The sequence below is a fragment of the Actinacidiphila epipremni genome, from assembly GCF_012034175.1.
Taxonomy (GTDB): domain Bacteria; phylum Actinomycetota; class Actinomycetes; order Streptomycetales; family Streptomycetaceae; genus Actinacidiphila; species Actinacidiphila epipremni.
The window spans coordinates 88,552-110,305 of record NZ_JAATEJ010000019.1 but is presented as its reverse complement, the minus strand read 5'-3'; the positions used below and the strand labels follow the sequence as shown (position 1 = coordinate 110,305).

Here is a 21,754-nt window from a genome sequence, read left to right as displayed (position 1 = left end):
CCCCGGATGTGCGACGGCTCGGTCACCCTAGGCGGGCGGCGCGGGCACGGGGCCGGCTTCGCGAGCCGGTCACCGGATGTGCATCCGGCGTTCGCCGTGAGCAGCCGGAAGCCTTTGGGCCCAAAAGATCGGGCCCGCCCACCCGTTGGGGGTGGACGGGCCCGGCGGGTCCGCGGGGCGGGTCAGCGGACGTGGATCGTGACCGTGACGGTCTTCAGGACCGCGGGGAGCTTGGTCGTGTCGACCTTCAGGATCTCGCCGGTGTCGGTCTGCCCGGTCGCCGGGAGGGTCTTCTGGTGGACGGTCCAGGTGCCGTCGGGGTCCACGGCGATGGTGTCGATGCCGAAGTCGTCGTCGTTGGACAGGTAGAGGGTGCGGCCGGCGTCCGCCGTCGCGACGCCCTCGACCTTGTCGTGCCCGAAGAACGTCCCGCTCGGGTCGAGTTGGCTCACCAGCGCGCCGACGTCCACCGACGCCTGCTTCTGCGCGACGTTCACGCCGGCCTTCGTCAGCGCGGCGAGCGCCGCGTTGGTGCCGGCCGTACCGACGTACGCCTCGGGCGACTTGCCGCCGATCGTCAGCCCGGAGACGTCCGTGGCGCCGTTGATGTCGACCGCGTAGAGCGTCTTCTTCGCGAACGGCGCGAAGTTGCCGTCCCGCTCGTCGACCAGGAACTTGGTGCTGGACAGCGCGGTGATCTCGCTGTTGGCGTCACCGGTGGTGGCCGGGTCGTCCAGCAGGTAGAGGTACTGCTTGGTCTTGTACGTGCGCAGGTCGATGGCGATGATGCGCGCCGGGGCGACCTTGGACGCCTTCGTGCTGCCGAGGTCGGGCTGCTGGAGCGCGGACTGCATGACGCCGACCAGCGTCGTGCCGTCGGGGGTGACCGTCAGGCCCTCCATGCCCTTGTTCGTCAGCCGGTTGGCGAGCTCGGCGGGCAGGTGGCCGACGACCTTGTGCGCGGCGTTGTCCTGGCTGTCCTTGTACGGGGTCAGCCGGCCCAGCTCGTAGCCGTTCGCGTCGAAGTGCGTGACGTAGGGCCCGTATTCGTCCGAGACCCAGAACGTACCGTCGCGCAGCGCGACCAGGCCCTCGGAGTCGTAGCCGTACGCGGAGCGCTGCACCGGCACCGGGGTGCCGCCGTTCGCGTTCGTGGCGTCGACGTCGTCGATGACCTCCTTGGTGTCGTGCGGCGGCAGGCCGGTGTACTTGACGCCGCCCTTGCTCTTGGGGCCCTTGAGGGTGACGGTCCTGACCAGCTCCGCCTTGCCGCCGACGAGCCGGAACTCGCCTATCTGCGGGGTGAAATCGAGCTTCATCTCCGACTTGTTGCCGTCGGGGGCGTCGGCGTTGGGCCCGCGGTCGGTGAGCCCGTAGAAGTAGCCGGACCGGCCGGGAACGGGCGCGAGCGAGGAGCCGTAGCCCTCGCCGGACAGCTCGGTGGTGGTGCCGTTCGGCCCCCGCACCTTGCCGAGCGGCGCCAGCGGCGAGCCGTTGGCCTGCGTGTCCTTGAACAGCTGCACGGCGTCGGTGGTGGTGTACGTGAAGGTGTCCGTGCCCTTGAAGCCGGGCTTGGCCCGGTACGAGAACGTGCCGTCCGCGTTGACCGTCACCGTGCCGTTGGCCGGGTCGGTGTGCCGTACGACCGCGGTCGCGCCGGAGTCGTTGCGCAGGACGTTGCCGGACACGGTGCCGTGCCCGGAGAAGGAGTCGGCGTTGGCACGGAAGTCGTGCGTGGGGGCCGACAGCCAGCCGTTGGCCTGGGCCACGGCGGTACCCGCGCCCGCCACGGCGACCGCGGCACCGATCGCCACGGCGATCCGTGCGCTCTTACGAGAGAAGGGTCCTGAAGACATACCCCTGAACCTGGCGTTCCACGATGAACTCCGCACCGACCCGTGGTGAACGGGCGGTTGAATGGGAGGCGGCGCTTCGGTCGTTCCCGGGCGGTGCGCAGGGCTGTTGTGCCTGGTGGTCGGGGCGTGGCCGCTGGGACGGGGGCGGTCGCGTCGCCCGCCGCGCCGCCGGGGGAGTTCGCGCGGGCGGGCGCCCTACGCGCACGAGCCGGCGCGGATTCCAGCGGCCCTACGCGTACGAGCCGGCGCGCAACTCGGCGAGCAGCGGCGGGCGTACCGCCCTCCAGCCGAGGGTGCGCTCCGCGCGGGAGGGGTCGAGCACGGTCTCGCGGGTGAGCACGCCGGCGAGCGGCCCGAGTGCCCGCGCGGCCTGCTCCGGGGTGAGGGAGAGCGCCCGGGCGCCGGTGAGGTCGGCGACCGCCGCCGCGATCTCCCGCATCGAACTCGCCTCGCGCGAGGCCGCGTTGACGACCAGGCCGCTCTCCGCGCGGGCCAGCGCGGCGACATACAGATTGGCGAGGTCGTCGACATGCACGGAGCTCCAGAGGTTGCCGCCGTCCCCGACGTACGGGACGGTGCCGCGCTCGCGCGCGCCGGCGATCATGCCCCGCAGCAGCGCGGACCCGCCCCGCCCGTACACCAGCGCCGCCCGCACCACGGTGACCGCCGGCCCCTCGGCGGCCAGCACCTGCCGCTCGCCGAGCACCTTGTACGGCTGTGGCGACCGCTCGGGCGTGACGGGGGTGTCCTCGCCGACGCTCGCCTTGACGGCACGGGCCTCGGCGTCCGGGTAGACCAGGCCCGTACTGGTGTAGACGAAGGGCCGGCCAGGCGCGAGGCCGGCCAGCAGCGCGGCCAGGGCCGGCTCCTCCACCGCGCGCATCGCCGGGTCGGTGAAGTCGACCGCCGCGTGCACGACCGCGTCCGCCTCCGCGGCGGCGGCCCGCAGCGTCCCTGCGTCGGCGAGGCTCCCCGCCAGGGGCTCCGCGCCCCGCGCGGCCACCCGCTCCCGGGCCGCCTCGGAGCGGGCCAGCGCGCTCACCTTCGCGCCCGAGGCGAGGAAGCGCTCGATGAGCGCGCCGCCGAGGTAGCCGCTGCCGCCGGTCAGGAAAATCCGCATCGTCCGCATCCCTGCTGGTCGAGGGCCGCGCCGCCGGGGTGCGGCGGCGTCCGTGCCCACTACCAGCCTTCGGCGCCGCCCGGTCGGTATCCAGGGACCGCCGGTCCATGGCTGCGGGCCGCGCCGGGGCGCCTTGCGACGTAGCCTCGCGGTATGGACAAGCACGCCCTCGCGGCCTTCCTGCGCGGCCGGCGGGAGCAGATCCGCCCCGAGGACGCCGGGCTGCCGCGCGGCCCGCGGCGCCGCACGCCGGGGCTGCGCCGCGAGGAGGTCGCCGCGCTCGCGCACATCTCGACCGACCACTACACCCGGCTGGAGCAGGCCCGCGGCCGGCACCCCTCGCGCCAGGTCCTGCAGTCCCTCGCCCGCGCCCTGCGGTTGTCCGACCAGGAGCGCGCCCACCTCTTCGCCCTCGCCGACGCCGCACCGCCCGGCCGGGACCGCCACCCGGCCCGCGACGTCGCCCCCACCACCGCGGCGCTGCTCGACCGCCTCACCGACACGCCCGCGATGGTCGTCGACGCGACCTGCCGCGTCATCGCCTGGAACCCCCTGGCGGCAGCCCTCTTCCCGGACTTCACCGCCCTGCGGTCCGCCGACCGCAACCTCCTGCGCCGGATCTTCCTCCACCCCGGCACGATCCCCACGTCCGACCCGGAGCGCTTCCGCACCACCGCCGTCACCTATCTGCGCCTGGCCGCGACCCGCTACCCCGACGACGCCGAACTCCACGCCCTCGTCGCCGAACTCCGCGCCGCGAGCCCCGACTTCGCGACCCTCTGGTCCACCCAGCGCCTCCAGCTCACCCACCACGCCCGGCAGACCTTCCACCACCCCACCCTCGGCGCCCTCGACCTCGACTTCGACACCCTCACGATCCCCGACCGCGACCACCACCTCCTCCTCTTCACCACCACCCCCGACTCCCCCTCCGCCCACCTCCTCCCCCTCCTGAAGTCCCTGACGTTCGACCCGGCGTGATTTCGGAATCCGGAATCCGCCACGGTGTCCACACCCTGTGGACGCGGGCCGTCATGGGGCGGCTCAGTAGCCCCAGTGCGGCTTGCCCGACTTCATGCGGCAGGTGATGCTGCGGCCGTTGGCGTCGGTGGTCGTCTTGCCGAGGTCGGCGTTGCGGCAGAACTGGCCGGCCTTGTAGCAGTTGCCGGCGGCGGACTTGATGCTGCATGTCTTCGGCGCGGGCTTGGGCTTGGGCTTCGGCTTGGCGGTCGTGTGGTGCGGCGCCGGGGTCGTGGTGTGGTGGACCGCGGGGGCCGGGGCCTTGGTGTGGGTCGGCTTCGGGGCGGGCGGTGCGGTGGTGGGCGGCGCGGTCGTCGTCGGGGTCGCGGGCGGGGTCGTCGGCGGGGTGGTGGTCGGCGGGGTGGGGGATGGGCTCGGGGGTGTGTCGGTCGTCGTGGTGGCGGCGGGTGTCGTGGTGGAGATACGGGGGGCCGCCGTGTCGGAGGTGCCCGGGCCGCAGGCCGTCAGGACGGCTGCCGCGAGCCCGGCGACCAGTGCGCTTGCTATGCGTGTGCGATTCATGGCGCGCACGCTATGCACTGCCTGTGCGCGCCCGTACCCGAACGAACCAACCTACGGCGCCTGTAGCCGACGTCCGTAGACAAAATGACCCCGGGTGATCATCACCTCGGGGCGGCAGTGACATGGGCAGCCACCAGGGGTTTGTGTGGCGCGGGTGACCGGCTCCGGAAGCCCGTAAAAGGTGCGGGGGGACGGGAAATCCGCAGAACGCCGGAAATGCAGGCGCATACGAAGGCGTCACGCAAAGCGGTGCAGCCCCGCGAAATCCCCAGGTAATTCGGCGCCGTTCCGTTTCAAACCGGGAAACCGGAAAACTTCCCGTTCCCCTGACGTTACGGGACCTGCGGCAGTGCCCTGACCTGCGATCTCGCCCCGCCGGGCGTATGGCAGCTACGACCGTTGCCGTCCGTCGAAGTGCGTAAATGACGGGGGCGACGCCTTCCGTAGACGTCGCTTAATCCACTTATTACACTCGTCCGGTTCTCTCAGTTCGAGAGCGCAACTGACCGGATCCCGGCGGCGGAGCCCTGCGCACCCCCCGGCATAAGCGCACGAGCGCATGAGCGCACGCACGCAATTCCGCAACTCCAGGCTTGCCCCGTGTCCTTCCCGCGCCGGAGCGCCCGCCCCCCCCGGGCATCCGGCACACACCCTCGGAGGAGACCCCAGATGACGGACCTCGCCCTGAAGTCCCTGGCGCCGCACGCCGACTTACAGGTCGCCACGATGATGGCGGGCATCGCCTTCGTCCTGCTGGTCGGCCTCGCGCTCGGCAGCCTCGCCCCGCGGTTCCGCCAACCCGCCGTCATCGGCGAGGTGCTGGCCGGTATCGCGCTCGGGCCGAGCCTGCTCGGGCAGTTCCCCGGCGACCTCACGCACAAGCTCTTCCCGATGGAGTCCAGACCGCTGCTCAACGCGGTCTCCCAAGTCGGGCTCGTGCTCTTCATGTTCATGGTGGGCTGGGAGTTCGAGAAGCGGATGCTCCGCCCGCACCGCGGCCTGGCCGCGGCGGTCTCGACGTCGTCCGTCGCGTGCGCCTTCGGGCTCGGCGTCCTCGTCGCGCTCTTCCTCTACCCGCACCACGACACGGTGGCCGGGCACCACATCGGCTTCCTGACCTTCTCGATGTTCATGGGCGCCGCGATGTCCGTGACCGCCTTCCCGGTGCTCGCCCGCATCATCACCGACAGCCGGATCGGCCACACCCGGGTCGGCACGCTGTCGCTGGCCAGCGCAGCCGTGGACGACATCCTCGCGTGGTGCATGCTCGCGTACGTCTCCGCGCTGGTGACCTCCGGCAGCGGGCGCGACCTCGCGCAGGTGCTGGTGCTCAGCGCCTGCTACGTGGCGCTGATGTTCCTGGCGGTCCGGCCGCTGATGTCCCGGGTGATCGCCTTCCTGGCCGGGCGCGGCCAGTGGAAGGGCCTGCTGGTGCTGCTCGCGTCGGGCGTGTTCCTGTCGGCGTACGCCACGACGTGGATCGGCATCCACAGCATCTTCGGCGCGTTCCTCTTCGGCTTCATCATGCCGCGGGAGCCCGCGCGCGAGCTGGTGGAGAACCTGCGCAAGCCGCTGGACAACATCAGCACCGTGCTGATGCCGGTCTTCTTCATCATCACCGGCCTCGGCGTGGACATCAACGGCCTCGGCGGCCGGCAGTACGTGGAGCTGCTGGCGATCGTGGCGGTGGCCTGCCTCGGCAAGCTGGCCGGCGCGATGGTGCCGGCGCGGATCTACGGGCTGTCGTGGGTGGAGTCGCGGGCGCTCGGCCTGCTGATGAACACCCGCGGGCTCACCGAGCTCATCATCTTGAACACCGCGGTCCAACTCGGCGTCCTGGACACGCAGATGTTCACGATGATGGTGATCATGGCGCTGGTCACGACGGCGCTGGCCGGCCCGCTGCTGCCCAAGAGCAGTGTGCTGGTGGCCGGCAGCACGGTGCCGATCGCCACGCGCAAGCCGTCCGACGACGAGTCGGCGGGCTCCCGGGTCGGCGCCTGAGTGGAAGCCGGTTCAGGGGCGCCGGGCGGGGCTCCGGGAGCCCGAGGCAGCCTCAGGGCGCGGGGCAGGCCGCGGTGCCGCACGGTGCCGCGGCGGCCAGCGGCACGCCGTTCGCGCGCAGCACGGCGCGGACGTCCAGGATGAGCGGGAAGACCTCGTGGTTGCGGTCCTCGCCCTGCTCGTCCCACGCGGCCTGCTCCGCCTCCACCGCCGTACGGTCCTCGGCGAAGACCCGCTCGGTGAAGCGCCGGATGAGCGGCCACGCCAGGTGCAGGGCGCCCGGCAGCCGCGGCTTCTCGATCATGAGCAGGCCGAAGACGTGGCAGCTGCGCTGCTCGGCGTCGACGGGCACGTACGCGGCCCACAGCGAGAAGGCGGGGTGGTCCGCCTTCTCCGGCACGAGGTCGAGGGTCTGGTACGGATACTCCGTGCGGATCGTCATGACGTCGGCGGTGGCGCCGCCGATGCCCTCGCCGGACAGGATGCCGGCGCCGGCGTTGCGCTTGCCGCCGGCGTGCGTGAACAGGTAGCGGGCCTCCACCTTGGCGGCGCCGGTGTCGTAACCGAGCAGCTCCGGGCGGAGCTTGCCGACGACGCCGCGGTGCAGGAACTGGTGGTTCATGTCGAGCAGGTTCTCGTGCAGGAAGGAGTAGTGGCAGCGCACCGTCCGCGAGAAGGTCATCGTCCGGTGCCGGGGCGAGTGGTACGCCGGCAGGTCCGGCAGCGCGGTGACGGCCGCCTTCGCCGGGTCGCCGGGGAAGACGAAGACCATGCCGTACGCCTCCCGCACCGGGTACGCGCGCACCCCGCGCGGCGGGCGGCCGACGCCCTTGGGCAGGTACGGGATCTGCGAGATGCGGCCGTTGCCGCGGTACGCCCACGCGTGGTAGCAGCAGCGCAGCGTGTCGCCCTCGACGACGCCCATGCTCAGCGGCACCTGCCGGTGCGCGCACCGGTCCTCCAGCGCGAACACCTCGCCGCTCTCCCCGCGGTACAGCGCGATCCGCTCGCCGCCGAACACCGCCTTGTACGCGGCCTTGCGCCGCACCTGCGAGGACAGCGCGACCGGGTACCAGTAGTCCGGGTTCGCCCCGACCCGCCGCAGATCCCGCTCCACCTGCCCCACCACGCCCGACGCCACCCCGACCCCGGTCGCGTCCTCCGGAGACTGCGTCTCGGTCATCGGTCCTCCCTCGACTCACGGCCCTGTCCCCTCCACCCTGTCCCCACCCCCCACCCCTGTCCCCCGCAGCACACCCGTCCGAGTGCCCCACCCCCTCCCCGGCCCTACGCTCCCCGGATGGAGCAACGCGCACGAGCAGTAGGAGCCGTCCTCGGCTCCGCGGTGTGGGCGCTGCGGGCGACCGGGGCGGCCGAGGCCGGGCGGGTGCTGCGGCGGGGGAGCTTGCGGGGTTGGTGGAGGCGGCGGGCGGGGGTGGGAGGGGCGTGGGAGGGTGAGGGGGGAGGTGGTGGTGTGGGCCGGCGGGTGCATTGGGTGTTCGGGGATCAGCTCGGGCCGCACTTCGTGGACCCGCGGCGTGGCGGGCCGGACCGGGACGCGCCGGTCGTGATGGTCGAGGCGCGGGGGGTGTTCGCGCGGCGGCGGTTCCATCGGGCCAAGGCGCATCTGGTGCTCTCGGCGATGCGGCACCGGGCGGCGGAGCTGGGGGACCGGGTCACGTATGTGCGGACGGAGACGTATCGCGAGGGGCTGGAGCGGGCCGTGCCGCGCGGGCGGCTCACCGTCTTCCCGCCGACGTCGCGGGCCGCCGAGCGGCTGGTCGCCCGGCTCGGCAGGGTCGACGTCCTGCCCGAGCGCGGGCATCTGCTCACCCGGGAGGACTTCCGCGCCTGGGCCGGCGAAGGCGACGCGGGCGCCCTGCGCATGGAGGGCTTCTACCGCCACACCCGGCACCGCCTCGGCCTGCTCATGGACGGCGGCGAACCGTACGGCGGCAGCTGGAACCTCGACCACGACAACCGCGAGCCGCCGCCCGGCGACCGCGCCACCCTGGACCTCGGCACGCCCTGGTGCCCGCGCGAGGACGCCATCGACGACGAGGTCCGGCGCGACCTGGACCGCTGGGAGCGCGAGGGCGCGGTCCGCTTCGTCGGCCGGGACGGCCCCCGCGCCTTCCCCGCCACCCGCCGCGAAGCCCTCGCCGCCCTGCGCCACTTCCTGCGGCACCGGCTGCCCGCCTTCGGGCCGTACGAGGACGCGATGCTCGCCGCCGACCCCGTCATGAGCCACAGCCGGCTGTCCGCCCCGCTCAACCTCGGCCTGCTGCACCCGGACGAGTGCGTACGCCGGGCCGAGAAGGCGCTGCGCGCCGGGGACGCGCCCCTGAACAGCGTCGAGGGCTTTGTCCGGCAGATCGCCGGCTGGCGCGAATACGTCTGGCACCTCTACTGGCACTTCGGCGAGGACTACCGCAAGAGCAACGCGCTGGACCAACGCGCCCCGCTCCCCGACTGGTTCACCGAGCTCGACGCCGACGCGGTCACCGCGCGCTGCCTTTCCACCGTGCTCGCCCAGGTCCGCGACACCGGCTGGACGCACCACATCCCGCGCCTGATGGTCCTCGGCAGCCGCGCCCTCCAGGACGGCTGGGACCCGGCGGCGCTCACCGACTGGTTCCACCGCTGCTTCGTCGACGGCTACGACTGGGTGATGCTGCCCAACGTCGTCGGCATGTCGCAGTACGCGGACGGCGGCCGGATGACCACCAAGCCGTACACGTCGGGCGGCGCGTACATCAACCGGATGAGCGACTTCTGCGGACCGTGCGCCTACCGCCCCACCGACCGCACCGGCCCGCACGCCTGCCCCTACACCGCCGGCTACTGGACCTTCCTGCACCGGCACCGCGACCGCCTCGCGCACAACCCCCGCACCGCGCGGGCCGTCCGCGGGCTGGACCGGCTCGACGACCTGCCCGACACCCTCGCGCAGGCCCGCGCCCGGGGCCGACGGGCGCCCTGAGCACGGGTGTTGCCCGAGTGCTGCCGGGCGGCCGTTGCGGTACGGCAACGGTGTTGCGTACGGGCAGGCTTGAGGGGCGCCGGCGGAGCAGCCGCGGCGGTCACCACGCGGCGGACCCCGCCGCGCAGAGAGGGCACCCGTGCGTAATCCGTTGCTGTCGGTCAGGGCCGCGCTCGTCCTGACGCTGTCCTTGCTCACCGGCGTCGGCGCCGGGATCATCTCCGCGGTGGGCGGCACGCCCCTGCCGCAGTGCGTCCTGTACGGCGCCGGCGCCTTCGGCCTCGCCGTCCCCTTCTTCGACCGCCTCATCGGCGCAACCGGCCCCGAGTGACGCCGCCCGCACCCCATGCTTGACGTACAGTCCGCAACCGGACGCAAGGAGCCGGACGCAAGGAGCCGGAGCAAGGAGGTGGCCCGATGGGCGAGTTACGGCCGCTGGCCGACGACCTGGACGACGACTGCCGGCGCTTCGCCCAGGCCCTGCGCACCCTGTTCGCCGGACTCGGCGTGTCCGTACGCCGGTACGCCGCCCGGCGCTACCGCGACGCCGGCACCGTCTCGCGCTATCTGAGCGGCGCGCGTGTCCCGCCCTGGGAGTTCGTCGTGGACCTCTTCGCCGACCTCGCCACCGACCACGGCGCCCCCGCGACATCCCTCACCCTGGACCACGTCAAGGAGTTGCACCGCAGCGCCGTCCAGGCCGTCGCGCCGGCCCGCGGCGGGGTGGAGGTCCTGGAGCAGCAACTCGCCGACGCCGACCGGGAAGCACGCCGGGCCACCGCCCAGGAGGACCTGCTCGGCGACGCGTTGCTGGACCGCCAGCACCGCATCGCCGACCTCGAAGTACGCCTCAACCTGCTGGAATCGGCCTGGGCCGCCGAGCGCGAGCGCACCGCCGCCCCTCCGCCGCCCGAGGCGCCGGAGAGCGTGGACGGCCTGCGCGCCGAGCGCCGCCGGCTGGAGGAGCAAGTACGGTCCCTGGAGGCCGACTTGGAGGAGGCCCGGCTGCGGGTGCTGCTCGCCGAGTCCCGCTGCGACATCCTGGAGCGCCAACTCGCCATCGCCGAGGGCCCCTTGCCCGGCCTCCCGGCGCCCGACAGCGCCCCGCCGGGCGCCGAATCCCCGCCCGGAGCCGAACCCCGGGCCCGTATCCTCGCCGTGGACGACATCCCGGCCAACCTGCTCGCCCTGGAAGCGGTGTTGTCCGGCCTCGGCCACGAGATCGTCACCGCCGACTCCGGCGAGGCCGCCCTGCGCGCCCTGCTCGACGGCACCGGCTTCGCCGTCATCCTCCTCGACGTCCAGATGCCCGACATGGACGGCTACGAGACCGCCCTGCACATCAAGCGCCGCCCGCGCACCCGCAACATCCCGATCATCTTCCTCACCGCGATGGACCAGGACCCCTCCCACATGTTCCGCGGCTACACCGCCGGCGCCGTCGACTACCTCGTCAAGCCCTTCGACCCGCGCGTCATCCGCGCCAAGGTCGAGGCGTTCGCCCAGCTCTACCTGGAGGCCCGCGCGCCCTCGTAGCAAAGCGGTGGTGTCGGAGCCGGCGGTTAGGGTGCGCGGCATGCGTTCACTGACGGCGGCCCTCGCCGAAAACCCCGAGGCCGCGCAATTCCTGGACTGGCCCGGCGACTTCGACCTCTCCCGCACGGAGCACGTCGAGGAGGTGCACCTCGCCTCCGGGCAGCCGCTGGAGAGCTTCGCGGGCGACGGCGCCGGCGGCACGTACTTCTTCTGCGGCGACGGCGGCGAGGAACGCCCCGTCCTCTACGCGGACTCCGAGGGCGGCGCCGCCCTCGTCGCCATCGGCCTGCCCGAGCTGCTGCGGCTGCTGCTGGTCGCCCCGTGGTGGCGGGACTGCCGTGCGTTCACGGCGCAGGAGAGCGCCGAACTCGCCGCGGAATACCTGGCGGACGACCCCGACCTGATCGCCCGCCGCGACCGCGCCGCCGCCCGACTCGGCCTCACCCTGCCCACCGAGGCCGAGGCCCTGGCCCGCCTGCGCCATGTCGCCACCCACGAGGGCCGGGACGTCGAGCTGGTCTTCACCCCGGAGGGGAGCGCGTACCGGCCGCTGATCGAAAGCTGACTTCGCCGGACGGAACCGGGCCCGGGGGACCACGATGTACCCCACCACCCGAAAGGCGACGCATGACCACCACCCTCGCCAAAGGCGGCAACACCACCCTGCCCGACGCGACATGCCGGGTCACGCTCGGCGTGCCGGGGGCGGGTATCGACGTCTCGGCCGTGCTGCTCGGGCCGGACGGGTCGGTGCGCGGGGACGAGGACCTCGTCTTCTACAACCACCCCGCGCAGGACGGCGTCTCGGTCGACGGCCGGACCGTCCTCGCCTCGCTCGCCGCGGTGCCCGCGTCGGTCGACCGGATCGCGGTCGTCGCCAGCGTGGACCCGGACCTCGGGGTGACGCACTTCGACGCCGGCACGACGCCGCGGGCGGTCGTCGAGTGCGGCGGGGCGCGGATCGACTTCGTGCCGCCGCCGCTGGTGCACCGGGAGACCGTCGCGCTGCTCGTCGAGCTCTACCGGCGGGCGGGGGCGTGGAAGGTCCGGGCGGTGGGGCAGGGCTGGGACACCGGGCTCGCGGGGCTCGCGGCGGACTTCGGCATCGTCGTCGACGACCCGGGCCCGGCCCCCGCGCCGGCCCCCGCGCCGGCCCCCGCGCCGGCCCCCGCCCCCTGGGAGCCGCCCACCCCGCCCCCGTACGCCCCGCAGCGGCCGAAGCCGCTCGGCCGGGTCGCCCTCACCAAGGCCGGGCACGCCACGATCGACATGCGCAAGGAGGACCCGGACCTCGTCGTCACCGCCTCCCTGGAGTGGGACGGCGGCAGCCGGGCCCGCCGCGAGGCCGGCGCCGACCTCGACCTCTACGCCCTCTACGTGCCGCGGCACCGCGTGACGCCGCCGGGCCGGCGCCCGGTCCGCACGGACGACGTCGTCTACTACCGCGAGCTCGGCTCCCTCACCGCGCCCCCGTACATCGCCCTCGACGGCGACTCGCAGGTGCCCGGCCGCGAGACGATCACCATCCGCCGTCCCGACCTCCAGGGCTACGTACTGCTGTGCGCGTACAGCGCGGTCGAGAACGGCACCGGCTCCTTCCGCTCGTACGGCGCCCACGCCGTCGTCACCGACGGGCGCGGCTCGACCGTCACCGCGCCGCTGTTCAGCAACCGCAATCTCTCCTACTGGGTCGCCATCGCGCTCATCGACTTCACCGCGCCCGGCGGCGCCACGATCCGGCACGTCGAGAAATACAGCGGCAACCACATCGAGGCCCGCCCCACGCTCTACTCCAACGGCAACTTCCGGATGAGCACCGGCAAGGTCGAGTTCAAGACGATGTGAGGGCGCGGCCCGGGCTCACGCCAGCGCGGGCTGCGGCTCCGGCTGCGGCGCGGGCGCGGTGTCCGGCTCCCACAGCTGCGTCGTGCGGACGTACAGCGCGATCACCGACACCAGCGCGAAGGTCAGCAGCGGGCCGGACGTCCACGGGTGCTCGGCCATCTCCAGCGGCAGCCAGCGGTAGGCGGCGAGCAGCGCGGCGAAGACCGCCGTGCCGTACGCCACGAGCTGGACGCCCGAGGCGTCCCACCCGCGGTCGTACGCCCGCAGCGCGCCCTCGATCGTGAGCGAGAAGACCGCGCCGGCGATGAGGTCCACGCCGTAGTGGTAGCCGAAGCCGAGGGTCGCGGCGAGCGTGGCGACCAGCCAGAAGGCGCCGGCGTAGCGCAGGGCGCGCGGGCCCTTGCGGGAGTGGACGAAGATCGCGGTGGCCCACGCGGTGTGCAGGCTCGGCATGCAGTTGCGCGGCGTGACCTGGTCGAAGTCCATCGCGTGCGGCGCGGTGACCGCGGGCATCGTGTGCGGCCACATGTCGGCGACGGCCCAGTGCCCGCCGTCCGGCCCGTACGCGAAGACCGGGCCGACGGTCGGGAAGAGCATGTAGACCGCCGGGCCGATCATGCCGATGACCAGGAACGTACGCACCAGGTGGTGGCGCGGGAAGCGGCGCTCGGTCGCGACGTGGCGCAACTGGTAGACGGCGACGGCGACCGCGGCGACGGCGAGCTGGATGTAGACGTAGTCGAGCAGGTGCGTGCCGACCGGGCCGGTCGCGTGCAGGACCCGGCCCGCGACCCAGGAGGGGTCGCCGAGCGCGCGGTCGGCGGTCGCCGCGTACTGGTCGAGCACGGTGGGGCGGGCCTTGGACGTGATGAGCAGCCATGTGTCGCCGACCTTGCGGCCGGTCACCAGGAGCAGGCCCAGCCCGACGCCCTTGAGCAGCAGCGCCCGCTCGTTGCCGGTGCGGCGGGTGAGGGCCAGGCCCGCGACGCCGAGGATCACCCACAGGGCCCCGTTGCCGAACGTCGGGCCCGCGCCGGCCGCCCAGCGCACGAGCAGGAACACGGCGTCGATGCCGACGGCGGCGCCGAGCGCGTACAGCCGCTGCCGCCAGGTGAGCACCACCATCATCAGGCCCATGCTCGCGTAGAGCAGGAAGCCCGACTTGGGCGCCAGGACCACCTCGCGCCACTGGCTGGTGATCGGCCCGGGCACGTCGTAGCGGTGCGCGGCGATCTGCAGCGCCACGAGGAAGCCGAGCGTGAGCACTCCGGCCGCGACCCACAGCGCCGTCCGCCCGCTCCTCGCGGGGCGGTCGTCGGCGCTCGGTGGGCCGCCGCGACGTATTCGGGCGGATATGGCGGAGGGTATGGATATCAAGGGCGTGGGTGCGATGCGGCTCGGCGGTGGGTGAACGTGCAGTGGACGGTGGTGGGCGGTTACTGGACAGAGGTTCGAACATAGTAACGGCACAGTTTCGGCGAGCTTTCGGGGGGTACGCGGCGGCGCCCCCGCGCCGGGGTACGGCGGGGGGCGCGGGGGCGTACGGGCAGCGGCGTACGGGCGTACGGGCGTGGGGCCGGGGGCGTACGACGCGGGTCGTACGGGCGGTCGCGGGCGGGCGTACGGCCGGGGGTGTACGGCCGGGGTCGTACGGGGCGCTGCTCCGGGGCGTACGGGCGTCGGGCCCGGGGTCAGAACAGGCGGCTGCGCAACGCGGCGATCCGGGAGGTCGAGGCGGCGAAGGCCGTCGCGTCGAGCTTGCCGCTCTGGAGCGCGGCGGCCAGCGAGGAGACGATCGCCTGGCCCTGCGCGATGTCGCCGGACGCGTCGAGGATGAGGTCCATGCCGGCCGCGGCGGCGGTCACCGCGTTCTGCGCCGGCGTGCCGAGCGCGCTCAGCGCGCCCGCCCCGATCGCGTCGGTGATCGTCACACCGGTGTAGGTGAAGCGGTCGCGCAGCTCGCTCTGCACGACGGTCGGCGAGAGCCCCGCCGGGTGCGCCGCGTCGAGCTGGGAGTAGACCGCCCAGGACACCATCACCAGCTCCACGCCCGCCGTGATCGCTGCGGTGTACGGGATCTCGTCGACGTGGCGCAGCTGCGAGAGCGTCGCGCCCAGCGTGACCGCCCGCAGGTCGGTGTTCTGCGACGCGCTCGCCGAGCCCAGCCCCGGGAAGTGCTTCGCGGCGGAGGCGACCCCGGTGGCCCGCTGGGCGGCGATGAACGCCTGGCCGCAGACGGACACGACCTCCGGGTCGGTGCTGAAGGAGCGCTGGTACTGGTCCTCGAAGTCGCCGGCGGTGCGGTAGACGTCGAGGACGGGCGCGAGGTTGACGTTCATGCCGACGCTGCGCAGCAGGTTGCCGGCCCCGGTGCCGGCGCTCGCCGCGGCGCCGGCCGGGTCGGCGGAGGCGCCGATCTGCTTGGCGGACTGCACGGGCGCGCCGGGCAGCCGGCGTATCTGGCCGCCCTCCTGGTCGGTCATGAGCAGCAGCGGCGCGGGCTCGGGGCTCGCCTGGTTGGCCTGCCGCAGCTGTGCGACGGCGGCGGTGATCTGGCTGAGGCTGCTGATGTTGTCGCCGAAGAAGATGACGCCGGCGGCCTGGCCCGCGCTGATCTGGTTGAGCAGGCTCTGCGGCACGGTCGTGCCGGAGTAGGAGAAGATCACCCGCCGGCCGGCCTGCTGCTGCGGGGTGAGCGCGGGGTGCCAGACGGGGGCGGGGTCCTCGTGCGCCGGACCGTGCTTCAGCCCGAGCCGCCCGGCCGCGATGCCCGTCCCGGCGGCCAGGACGCTGCGACGGGTGGGGAAGGGGCCGGTTCCGGTCATGGGGGGTGCCTCCTCGGGGCGTACGCGGATGCGGGGCGTTTGGGACCGGCGGGGTCGGTGCCGTACGAGGTGGTGCCGTGCGGGGCGCGGGCCGGCGCCCCGCACGGCGGGAGCGGGACGGCGGCTCAGCCGTTGGCGAGCGCCTGGACGCGGCTGAAGTCGCCGTTGAAGGCGTCCTGGTCGCCGGGGAAGATGCCGCTGTCGGCATACTGCCAGATCGTCTGGTAGGGCCAGTGGTACGGCATCGGGCCGGGGCTGCCGTTGTAGTTGGCGAGCGCCAGCGGGTTGGTGGAGGAGAAGTCACCGGTGTTGCCGGTGCACTGGCTCCACCAGCTCGTCGCGGTGTAGATCGTCACCCAGCGGGTCGTCTTCGCGTGGTATTCGTTGCTGAACGACAGGATCCAGTTGACCATCGCGGACGCCGAAAGCCCGTAGCAGGTGGCCCCGTACGGATTCCACTCGATGTCGAGCATGCCGGGCAGCGTCTTGCCGTCCTTGGACCAGCCGCCGCCGTGCGCGAGGAAGTAGTCCGCCTGGGCCGCGCCCGACGAGGTGTTGGGCGTCGCGAAGTGGTAAGCCCCGCGGATCAGGCCGGCGTTGTAGGAGCCGTTGTACTGCTGCGTGAAGTACGGGTTGGTGTACGACGTGGACTCCGTCGCCTTGATGTACGCGAAGCGGCCACCGTTGGCGGCGACCGAGGCCCAGTTGACGTTGCCCTGGTAGCCGCTGACGTCCAGCCCGGGCGTGCCGGCGACGTTGGGCGTCACGACCGTGTGGCCGCCGGGCGCGGCGGCCTGGTGCTTGGCGATCTGCGAGCCGGCCCAGTCGAGTTCGGGGTGCGTGATGCTGTTCTTCGCGGTCGTGGGGCCGTCGGCCGCGGCGGCCGGGAGCGCGGTCGCCCCGAGAGCGACGCAGGCCAGCGCCGCGCCGGCCGCCAGGGCGGCGCGCTTCCTGACAAGTCCATGCCAATTCATGAGATCATCCTCCGGCGGGAAGCGCGATACGGGCGCGGGTGGTGGTGGGGGTGTGACGGCGTCGTCCAGGCCAGAGTGAAGGAAACTTCCTTCGCGCACAAGGCAGTTGAAAGAAACTGCCAGCAACGGGCGAGTGGCGTTCCGGGCACGTCGGTTTAAAGGCCGAAAATGTACCTGCACATGACATCGACGAATCGTCTGCGCGTGCCTACGATGCGCGGAAATACTCCCCCCACATATGGCACCGGCTCCGTACGCGGCACGGCCCGACATCGCTCTTCGCTACGTCGGCACTTGGCTCTTCCCGCACGGCGGTTCCTCCGCGCGCCTGAACGTCGGCGCGCCTGAACGTCAGCACCACTGCGCGTCGGCACGCCTGAACGTCAGTGTTCCTGAACGTCAGCACGCCTGAACATCGGCGTACCTGAACGTCGGCACAACCGCATGTCCGCACACCTGCACGTCGGCGCACTTGAACGTCAGCACGCCTGAACGTCAGCATGCCTGAACGTCAGTGCACCTGAACGTCTGTACGCCTGAACGTCTGCACGTCCGCACTTCCGCACCGTTGCGCGTACGCCGCGGTGTCCGTGGGGCTCCTCTCGCGAGAAGGTGAGGCGCAGTCATGCCACTTGAGGGTCCTTCCGCACCAACGCACAGACGGCTCACACGCAGACGGCTCCGCCGTATCGGCGCGGCCGTCGCCACCGTGGTCGCCACGCTGCTGGCGAGCCTGCTCATCCCGTCGGGCTCGGCGGCGGGTTCGGCGAGTCCGGCGCCGCTGACCGCGCAGCAGTGGCACAGCGCGATCGCGCAGCTCGCCACGCCGGCCAAGGGCTGCTACACGGCGTCGTATCCGGCGCTGGCCTGGCAGAGCACGGCCTGCACGACAGCGCCGGCCAAGCCGTTCGCACCGGCGGCGGCGCTCGCGCCCACCGGAGCCGCAGCCGCCGCCGGGGCCGCGGCCAGCCCGCACCTGCCTGCCGTCGCCGCGGCGCCGGGCGCCGGCTCCGGTTCCGCTTCCGGCGGCACGCCGTACGTCGTCGGCAACGGCATCGACTACTCCGCCGGCGTCTCCGGCGTGCTGAACGGCGCCACCGGCTCCTTCCCCACCGTCTCGGGCGTGACGAGCGAGACCGGCGGCGGCGTCGCCAACTCGTACTCGCTGCAGCTCAACAGCGCGCCCTTCTCCAGCCCGGTGTGCGCCGGGCACCCGGGGTGCCAGGGCTGGGAGCAGTTCATCTTCTCCAACCCCGGCTCCGGGGCGAGCTCTTCGTTCATCCAGTTCTGGATCCTGAACTACGCGGCCACCTGCCCGGCCGGCTGGTGGACGTACTCGGTCCACTGCTACAAGAACGGCCCGGCCGTCGCCGTGCCGTCGCAGCCGATCGGCAACCTCGCGAGCCTGAGCCTGTCCGGCAACGTGACGAGCGCGCTGGACACCGTGGTGATGTCGACCGGCGGCGGCAGCGTGAGCGCGTCCACGGCGGACAGCACGCTGAGCCTGGCGGCGGCGTGGAATGCGGTGGAGTTCATGATCGGCGGGAACGGCGGCGGTTCGCAGGCCACCTTCAACCCCGGCTCGACGCTCACCGTCCGTACCGTGACCCACAACGGCACGACGAACGCGCCGACATGCATCACGCAGGGCTACACCGGCGAGACCAACAACCTCAACCTCGTCGGCTCGCCCGCCTACGGTGTGGGCGCGTCACCGTCGTTGCAGAGCGTGCAGTCCAACGTCCTGACGACACCCGCCTCTTGCGCCTCGGCGCAGGGCACCGGTGACACGCACCTGCAGACGTTCGGAGGCACGTACTACGACTTCCAGGCGGAGGGCGCCTTCACGCTCGCGCGCTCCTCGACGATGACGGTGCAGTCCAACCAGGTCTCGGGCGCCCCGCTGGGCTGGCCGGGCGCGGCCGTCAACAGCGGTGTGGCCACGCAGATGGGCGCGGACACCGTCGCGGTGTGCGCCTCGCGCGGCCTGGTCGTCAACGGCTCGGCCGCCTCGCTCGACCCGGGCGGCACGATCAGCCTGCCGTCCGGCGACCGGATCACGCGCTCGGGCAGCCAGTACGTCGTGACCGACCCGCAGGGCGACAGCATGTCCGCGACCCTCAACCCCGGTTACGTGGACGTCCACGTCGGCCTCGGCTCGTACCCGCAGCCGGTGGTCGGCCTGCTCGCCAACGCCCCCGGCACGACCGACGCGTTGCGCACCAGCACCGGCCTGGTCCTGCCCATCCCGGTGGACCTCAGCACGCTCTACGGCGTCTACGGCGACAGCTGGCGCGTCCCGGACGGCCAGTCGCTGGTGGCGGTGTGCGGGGACAAGACGCAGAACTCCGACCCGAAGGCGGCCTTCTGGGCCGACCAGCTGCCGAAGGCCGTGTTCGACAAGGCAGTTGCGCTGTGCCAGAAGGACGGCGTGAAGGACGCCACGCTGCTGGAGGCGTGCACGCTCGACGTGGGCGTGCTCGGCGAGGGCGGCGCGACGGAGTTCATCGGCGAACAGCCGCCGGTGGACGTGGCGTTCAGCGAGGACACGGCCGGCGAGACGGTCTCCGTCCCACTGCCCACGGGCGTCAAGTCCCGTTTCCTGCGGCTGACGTTCAGCGCCAACAGCACGCAATCCGGTGCGCAGCTCGGTGAGTTCGGCGCGTACGACCCGACCGGCCGCGACGTGGCCCTCGGCGCCCGCGCGACGGCGACCAGCGAGGACGCGGGCCTGCCGGCGGCCAACGCGGTGGACGGCGTCCCGGCGACGTACTGGCAGAGCAAACCCGGGGCCTGGCCTGCGATCCTGACCGTGGACCTCGGCGCGTCCTCCCCGCTCTCCACCCTCGGCCTCACCCTCCCGCCCGGCTGGCCCCCACGCACCCAGACCCTCGCGGTCCAGTCCTCGGCGGACGGCACCAACTGGACCAACCTGACCGGCCCGGCCACGTACACCTGGGGCGCCCCACCGAAGTAGCCCCCGAGGCCCGGTAGTTCCCGTGGCCCCCGTGTGCGCGCCAGGCAACCCCTCGCCGTGCACGGGGGCCTTCCGGGTCAGGGGCCTCCCGGGTCAGGGGCCTCCCGGGTCCGGTAAAACGGCGCGATCCGGGCGGGGCCGCGCCGCTAAACTGCGGGGCTCCCTGGTCTTCCCGAGAGGACGGTCCCCGGTCCCATGCGCTGGTCCCAGCTGTACGTGCCCACCCTCCGGGAGGACCCGGCGGACGCGGATGCGGTCAGTCACCGCCTGCTGGTGCGAGGGGGGTTCATCCGGCAGCTCATGGCCGGCCACTACTCGCTGCTGCCGCTGGCGGTGCGGGTGCGGGCGAAGATCATGGACGTCATCCGGGAGGAGATGACCGCGATCGGCGCGCAGGAGTTCGTGCTGCCCGCCCTGCACCCGGCGGAGATCTGGCAGCGCAGCGGGCGTTGGGAGGTCATGGGCGAGGAGATGTTCCGGCTCAGGGACCGCAAGGGGGCGGATCTGGCGCTCGGGATGACGCACGAGGAGATCTTCACCGTGCTGTCGCAGGAGTTGCGCTCCTACCGCGACCTGCCGCAGATGTGGTTCCAGTTCCAGACGAAGTTCCGGGACGAGGCTCGGCCGAAGAGCGGGCTGCTGCGGGTGCGCGAGTTCACGATGAAGGACTCGTACAGCTTCGACGCGGACGAGGAAGCGCTCGACCGCTCCTTCGCGTTGCACCGGGCCGCGTACGAACGGATCTTCGCGCGGCTGGGGTTGCCGGCGCTCGCGGTGCAGGCGTCCAGCGGGAGCATGGGCGGCAGCGCGTCGGTGGAGTTCATGAGCCCGTCGCAGGCCGGCGAGGACCTGGTCGTACGCTGCCCCGGCTGCGGTTACGCCGCCAACACCGAGAAGGCCGCGTCCGCGCTGCCCACGGTCGAGGACGGCCCCGGCCTGGCCGCGCCGGAGCGCTTCGACACCCCGGACGCCCGTACGATCGACGAACTCGCCCGCCTGCACGGTGTGCCCGCGTCGCGGCAGATCAAGACGCTGGTCTACGTCGTCGACGACGCGTTGACGCTCATCCTGATGCGCGGCGACCACGCCCTGGTCGAGCAGAAGCTCGCCGACACCCTCGCGGCGACGGCCCTGCGGCCCGCGACGCCGGAGGAGATCAGGGCGGCGCTCGGCGCCTCGCCCGGCAGCCTCGGCGCGGTCGGCGTCAGCAATTTGCTCATCCTCGCGGACGAATCCCTGCGGGGCCGCACCGACATGACGACCGGCGCGAACGCCGACGGCGTCCACCTGCGCGGCGTGAGCGTCGCCCGCGACATCGAGGTGGACCGCTGGGCGGACCTGCGCGAGGTCACCGCCGGCGAGCCCTGCGTCCAGTGCGGTACGGCGCTGGAGGTCGTCGTCACGATCGAGGTGGGCCACATCTTCAAGCTCGGCCGCAAGTACACCCAGACGCTGGGCGTCTCCGTCCTCGGCCCCGAGGGCCGCCCCATCGTCCCCGTCATGGGCAGCTACGGCATCGGCGTCGAACGCGCCCTGGCCTCCGTCGTGGAGACCCACCACGACGACAAGGGCATCATCTGGCCCGCCGCCATCGCCCCCTTCGAGGCCACCCTCACCGTCCTCGGCACCGACACCCCCGTGACGTCCGCCGCCGAATCCCTCTACCGCGACCTCCGCGCCGCCCGCGTCGACACCCTCCTCGACGACCGCGACGAACGCCCCGGCGTGAAGTTCCGCGACGCCGAACTGATCGGCATCCCCTACCGCATCACGATCGGCGCCCGCGGCCTCACCACCGGCACCGTCGAGATCACGACCCGCGCCACGGGCGAGACCGAGTCCGTACCGGTGACACAGGCCGCGGACCACGTCCGCAAACTCCTGACGACGGCGTGAGGCGTCAACGGCCGCCGGGCGCCGCGCGCTGCCGAGGAGTGAGGGAACGGCCCGGCCGTCGCCTGCTTGGTCCACGCGGCCTTCGCAGCAAGGGATGCCGGGCGCACGGGCTATTCGGAGAGCGGCCTGCCCGTACGACCGCTTGGCCGGTGCTCCGATGAGCGGAGCCGTCTGTATTGCGCAAGTCATAATGCAG

Annotated in this window: 16 protein-coding genes; 9 read left to right on the top strand and 7 right to left on the bottom strand. The window is 72.8% G+C overall.

Features of this window, described 5'->3' with window-relative positions; genetic code table 11:
* Positions 1 to 182: 182 nt before the first annotated feature.
* Complete coding sequence (locus HCN08_RS22325) at positions 183 to 1,856, bottom strand: esterase-like activity of phytase family protein (protein WP_167984974.1); 1,674 nt, start codon at positions 1,854 to 1,856, stop codon at positions 183 to 185.
* 229 nt (positions 1,857 to 2,085) lie between these two features.
* The gene (locus tag HCN08_RS22320; RefSeq protein WP_167984973.1) at positions 2,086 to 2,976 is read right to left on the bottom strand and encodes an NAD-dependent epimerase/dehydratase family protein; all 891 of its coding nucleotides are present in this window, start codon (positions 2,974 to 2,976) and stop codon (positions 2,086 to 2,088) included.
* 153 nt (positions 2,977 to 3,129) lie between these two features.
* Here HCN08_RS22320 and HCN08_RS22315 point away from each other — a divergent pair, with 153 nt between their 5' ends.
* Positions 3,130 to 3,957 (top strand): helix-turn-helix transcriptional regulator, encoded by an 828-nt coding sequence (locus HCN08_RS22315; protein ID WP_167984972.1) that lies wholly within the window; start codon positions 3,130 to 3,132, stop codon positions 3,955 to 3,957.
* A gap of 63 nt (positions 3,958 to 4,020) precedes the next feature.
* On the opposite strand, the gene HCN08_RS22310 is transcribed toward HCN08_RS22315, so the two are convergent.
* Entirely contained in the window at positions 4,021 to 4,518 is a 498-nt protein-coding gene (locus HCN08_RS22310; RefSeq protein ID WP_167984893.1) for a hypothetical protein, read from the bottom strand.
* A gap of 669 nt (positions 4,519 to 5,187) precedes the next feature.
* Here HCN08_RS22310 and HCN08_RS22305 point away from each other — a divergent pair.
* The gene (locus HCN08_RS22305; RefSeq protein WP_167984971.1) at positions 5,188 to 6,522 is read left to right on the top strand and encodes a cation:proton antiporter; all 1,335 of its coding nucleotides are present in this window, start codon (positions 5,188 to 5,190) and stop codon (positions 6,520 to 6,522) included.
* A 52-nt stretch (positions 6,523 to 6,574) separates the two neighbouring features.
* On the opposite strand, the gene HCN08_RS22300 is transcribed toward HCN08_RS22305, so the two are convergent.
* A complete protein-coding gene (locus HCN08_RS22300; RefSeq protein ID WP_167984970.1) occupies positions 6,575 to 7,705 on the bottom strand; it encodes an aromatic ring-hydroxylating oxygenase subunit alpha in 1,131 nt (376 codons plus the stop codon).
* A 291-nt stretch (positions 7,706 to 7,996) separates the two neighbouring features.
* On the opposite strand from HCN08_RS22300, the gene HCN08_RS22295 reads away from it, so the two are divergent.
* The 5 genes from HCN08_RS22295 (at position 7,997) to HCN08_RS22275 (ending at position 12,886) form a co-directional block, all read left to right on the top strand.
* Positions 7,997 to 9,505: a cryptochrome/photolyase family protein gene (locus HCN08_RS22295; RefSeq protein ID WP_167984969.1), complete on the top strand. Its 1,509-nt coding sequence runs from the start codon at positions 7,997 to 7,999 to the stop codon at positions 9,503 to 9,505.
* A gap of 139 nt (positions 9,506 to 9,644) precedes the next feature.
* Positions 9,645 to 9,836, top strand: a complete 192-nt coding sequence (locus tag HCN08_RS22290) for a hypothetical protein (RefSeq protein WP_167984968.1) — start codon at positions 9,645 to 9,647, stop codon at positions 9,834 to 9,836.
* 86 nt (positions 9,837 to 9,922) lie between these two features.
* Entirely contained in the window at positions 9,923 to 11,041 is a 1,119-nt protein-coding gene (locus tag HCN08_RS22285) for a response regulator (protein ID WP_167984967.1), read from the top strand.
* A 40-nt stretch (positions 11,042 to 11,081) separates the two neighbouring features.
* Positions 11,082 to 11,606 carry a hypothetical protein gene (locus HCN08_RS22280; protein WP_167984966.1) on the top strand — a complete coding sequence of 175 codons (525 nt, stop codon included), beginning with the start codon at positions 11,082 to 11,084 and terminating at the stop codon, positions 11,604 to 11,606.
* Between the two features lie 62 nt (positions 11,607 to 11,668).
* A complete protein-coding gene (locus HCN08_RS22275; protein ID WP_167984965.1) occupies positions 11,669 to 12,886 on the top strand; it encodes a TerD family protein in 1,218 nt (405 codons plus the stop codon).
* A 15-nt stretch (positions 12,887 to 12,901) separates the two neighbouring features.
* Here HCN08_RS22275 and HCN08_RS22270 read toward each other — a convergent pair whose 3' ends face one another.
* The 3 genes from HCN08_RS22270 to HCN08_RS22260 form a co-directional block, all read right to left on the bottom strand.
* Entirely contained in the window at positions 12,902 to 14,170 is a 1,269-nt protein-coding gene (locus HCN08_RS22270; protein ID WP_206319106.1) for a phosphatase PAP2 family protein, read from the bottom strand.
* Positions 14,171 to 14,577: 407 nt separating this feature from the next.
* Complete coding sequence (locus HCN08_RS22265) at positions 14,578 to 15,711, bottom strand: glycoside hydrolase family 3 N-terminal domain-containing protein (protein ID WP_167984964.1); 1,134 nt, start codon at positions 15,709 to 15,711, stop codon at positions 14,578 to 14,580.
* Positions 15,712 to 15,836: 125 nt separating this feature from the next.
* Positions 15,837 to 16,685 (bottom strand): lysozyme, encoded by an 849-nt coding sequence (locus tag HCN08_RS22260; RefSeq protein WP_167984963.1) that lies wholly within the window; start codon positions 16,683 to 16,685, stop codon positions 15,837 to 15,839.
* A gap of 709 nt (positions 16,686 to 17,394) precedes the next feature.
* Here HCN08_RS22260 and HCN08_RS36675 point away from each other — a divergent pair.
* Positions 17,395 to 19,662, top strand: coding sequence for a discoidin domain-containing protein (locus tag HCN08_RS36675; protein ID WP_167984962.1), 2,268 nt, complete (start codon positions 17,395 to 17,397; stop codon positions 19,660 to 19,662).
* Between the two features lie 195 nt (positions 19,663 to 19,857).
* Entirely contained in the window at positions 19,858 to 21,558 is a 1,701-nt protein-coding gene (locus HCN08_RS22250; protein WP_167984961.1) for a proline--tRNA ligase, read from the top strand.
* The last annotated feature ends 196 nt before the right edge of the window (positions 21,559 to 21,754 follow it).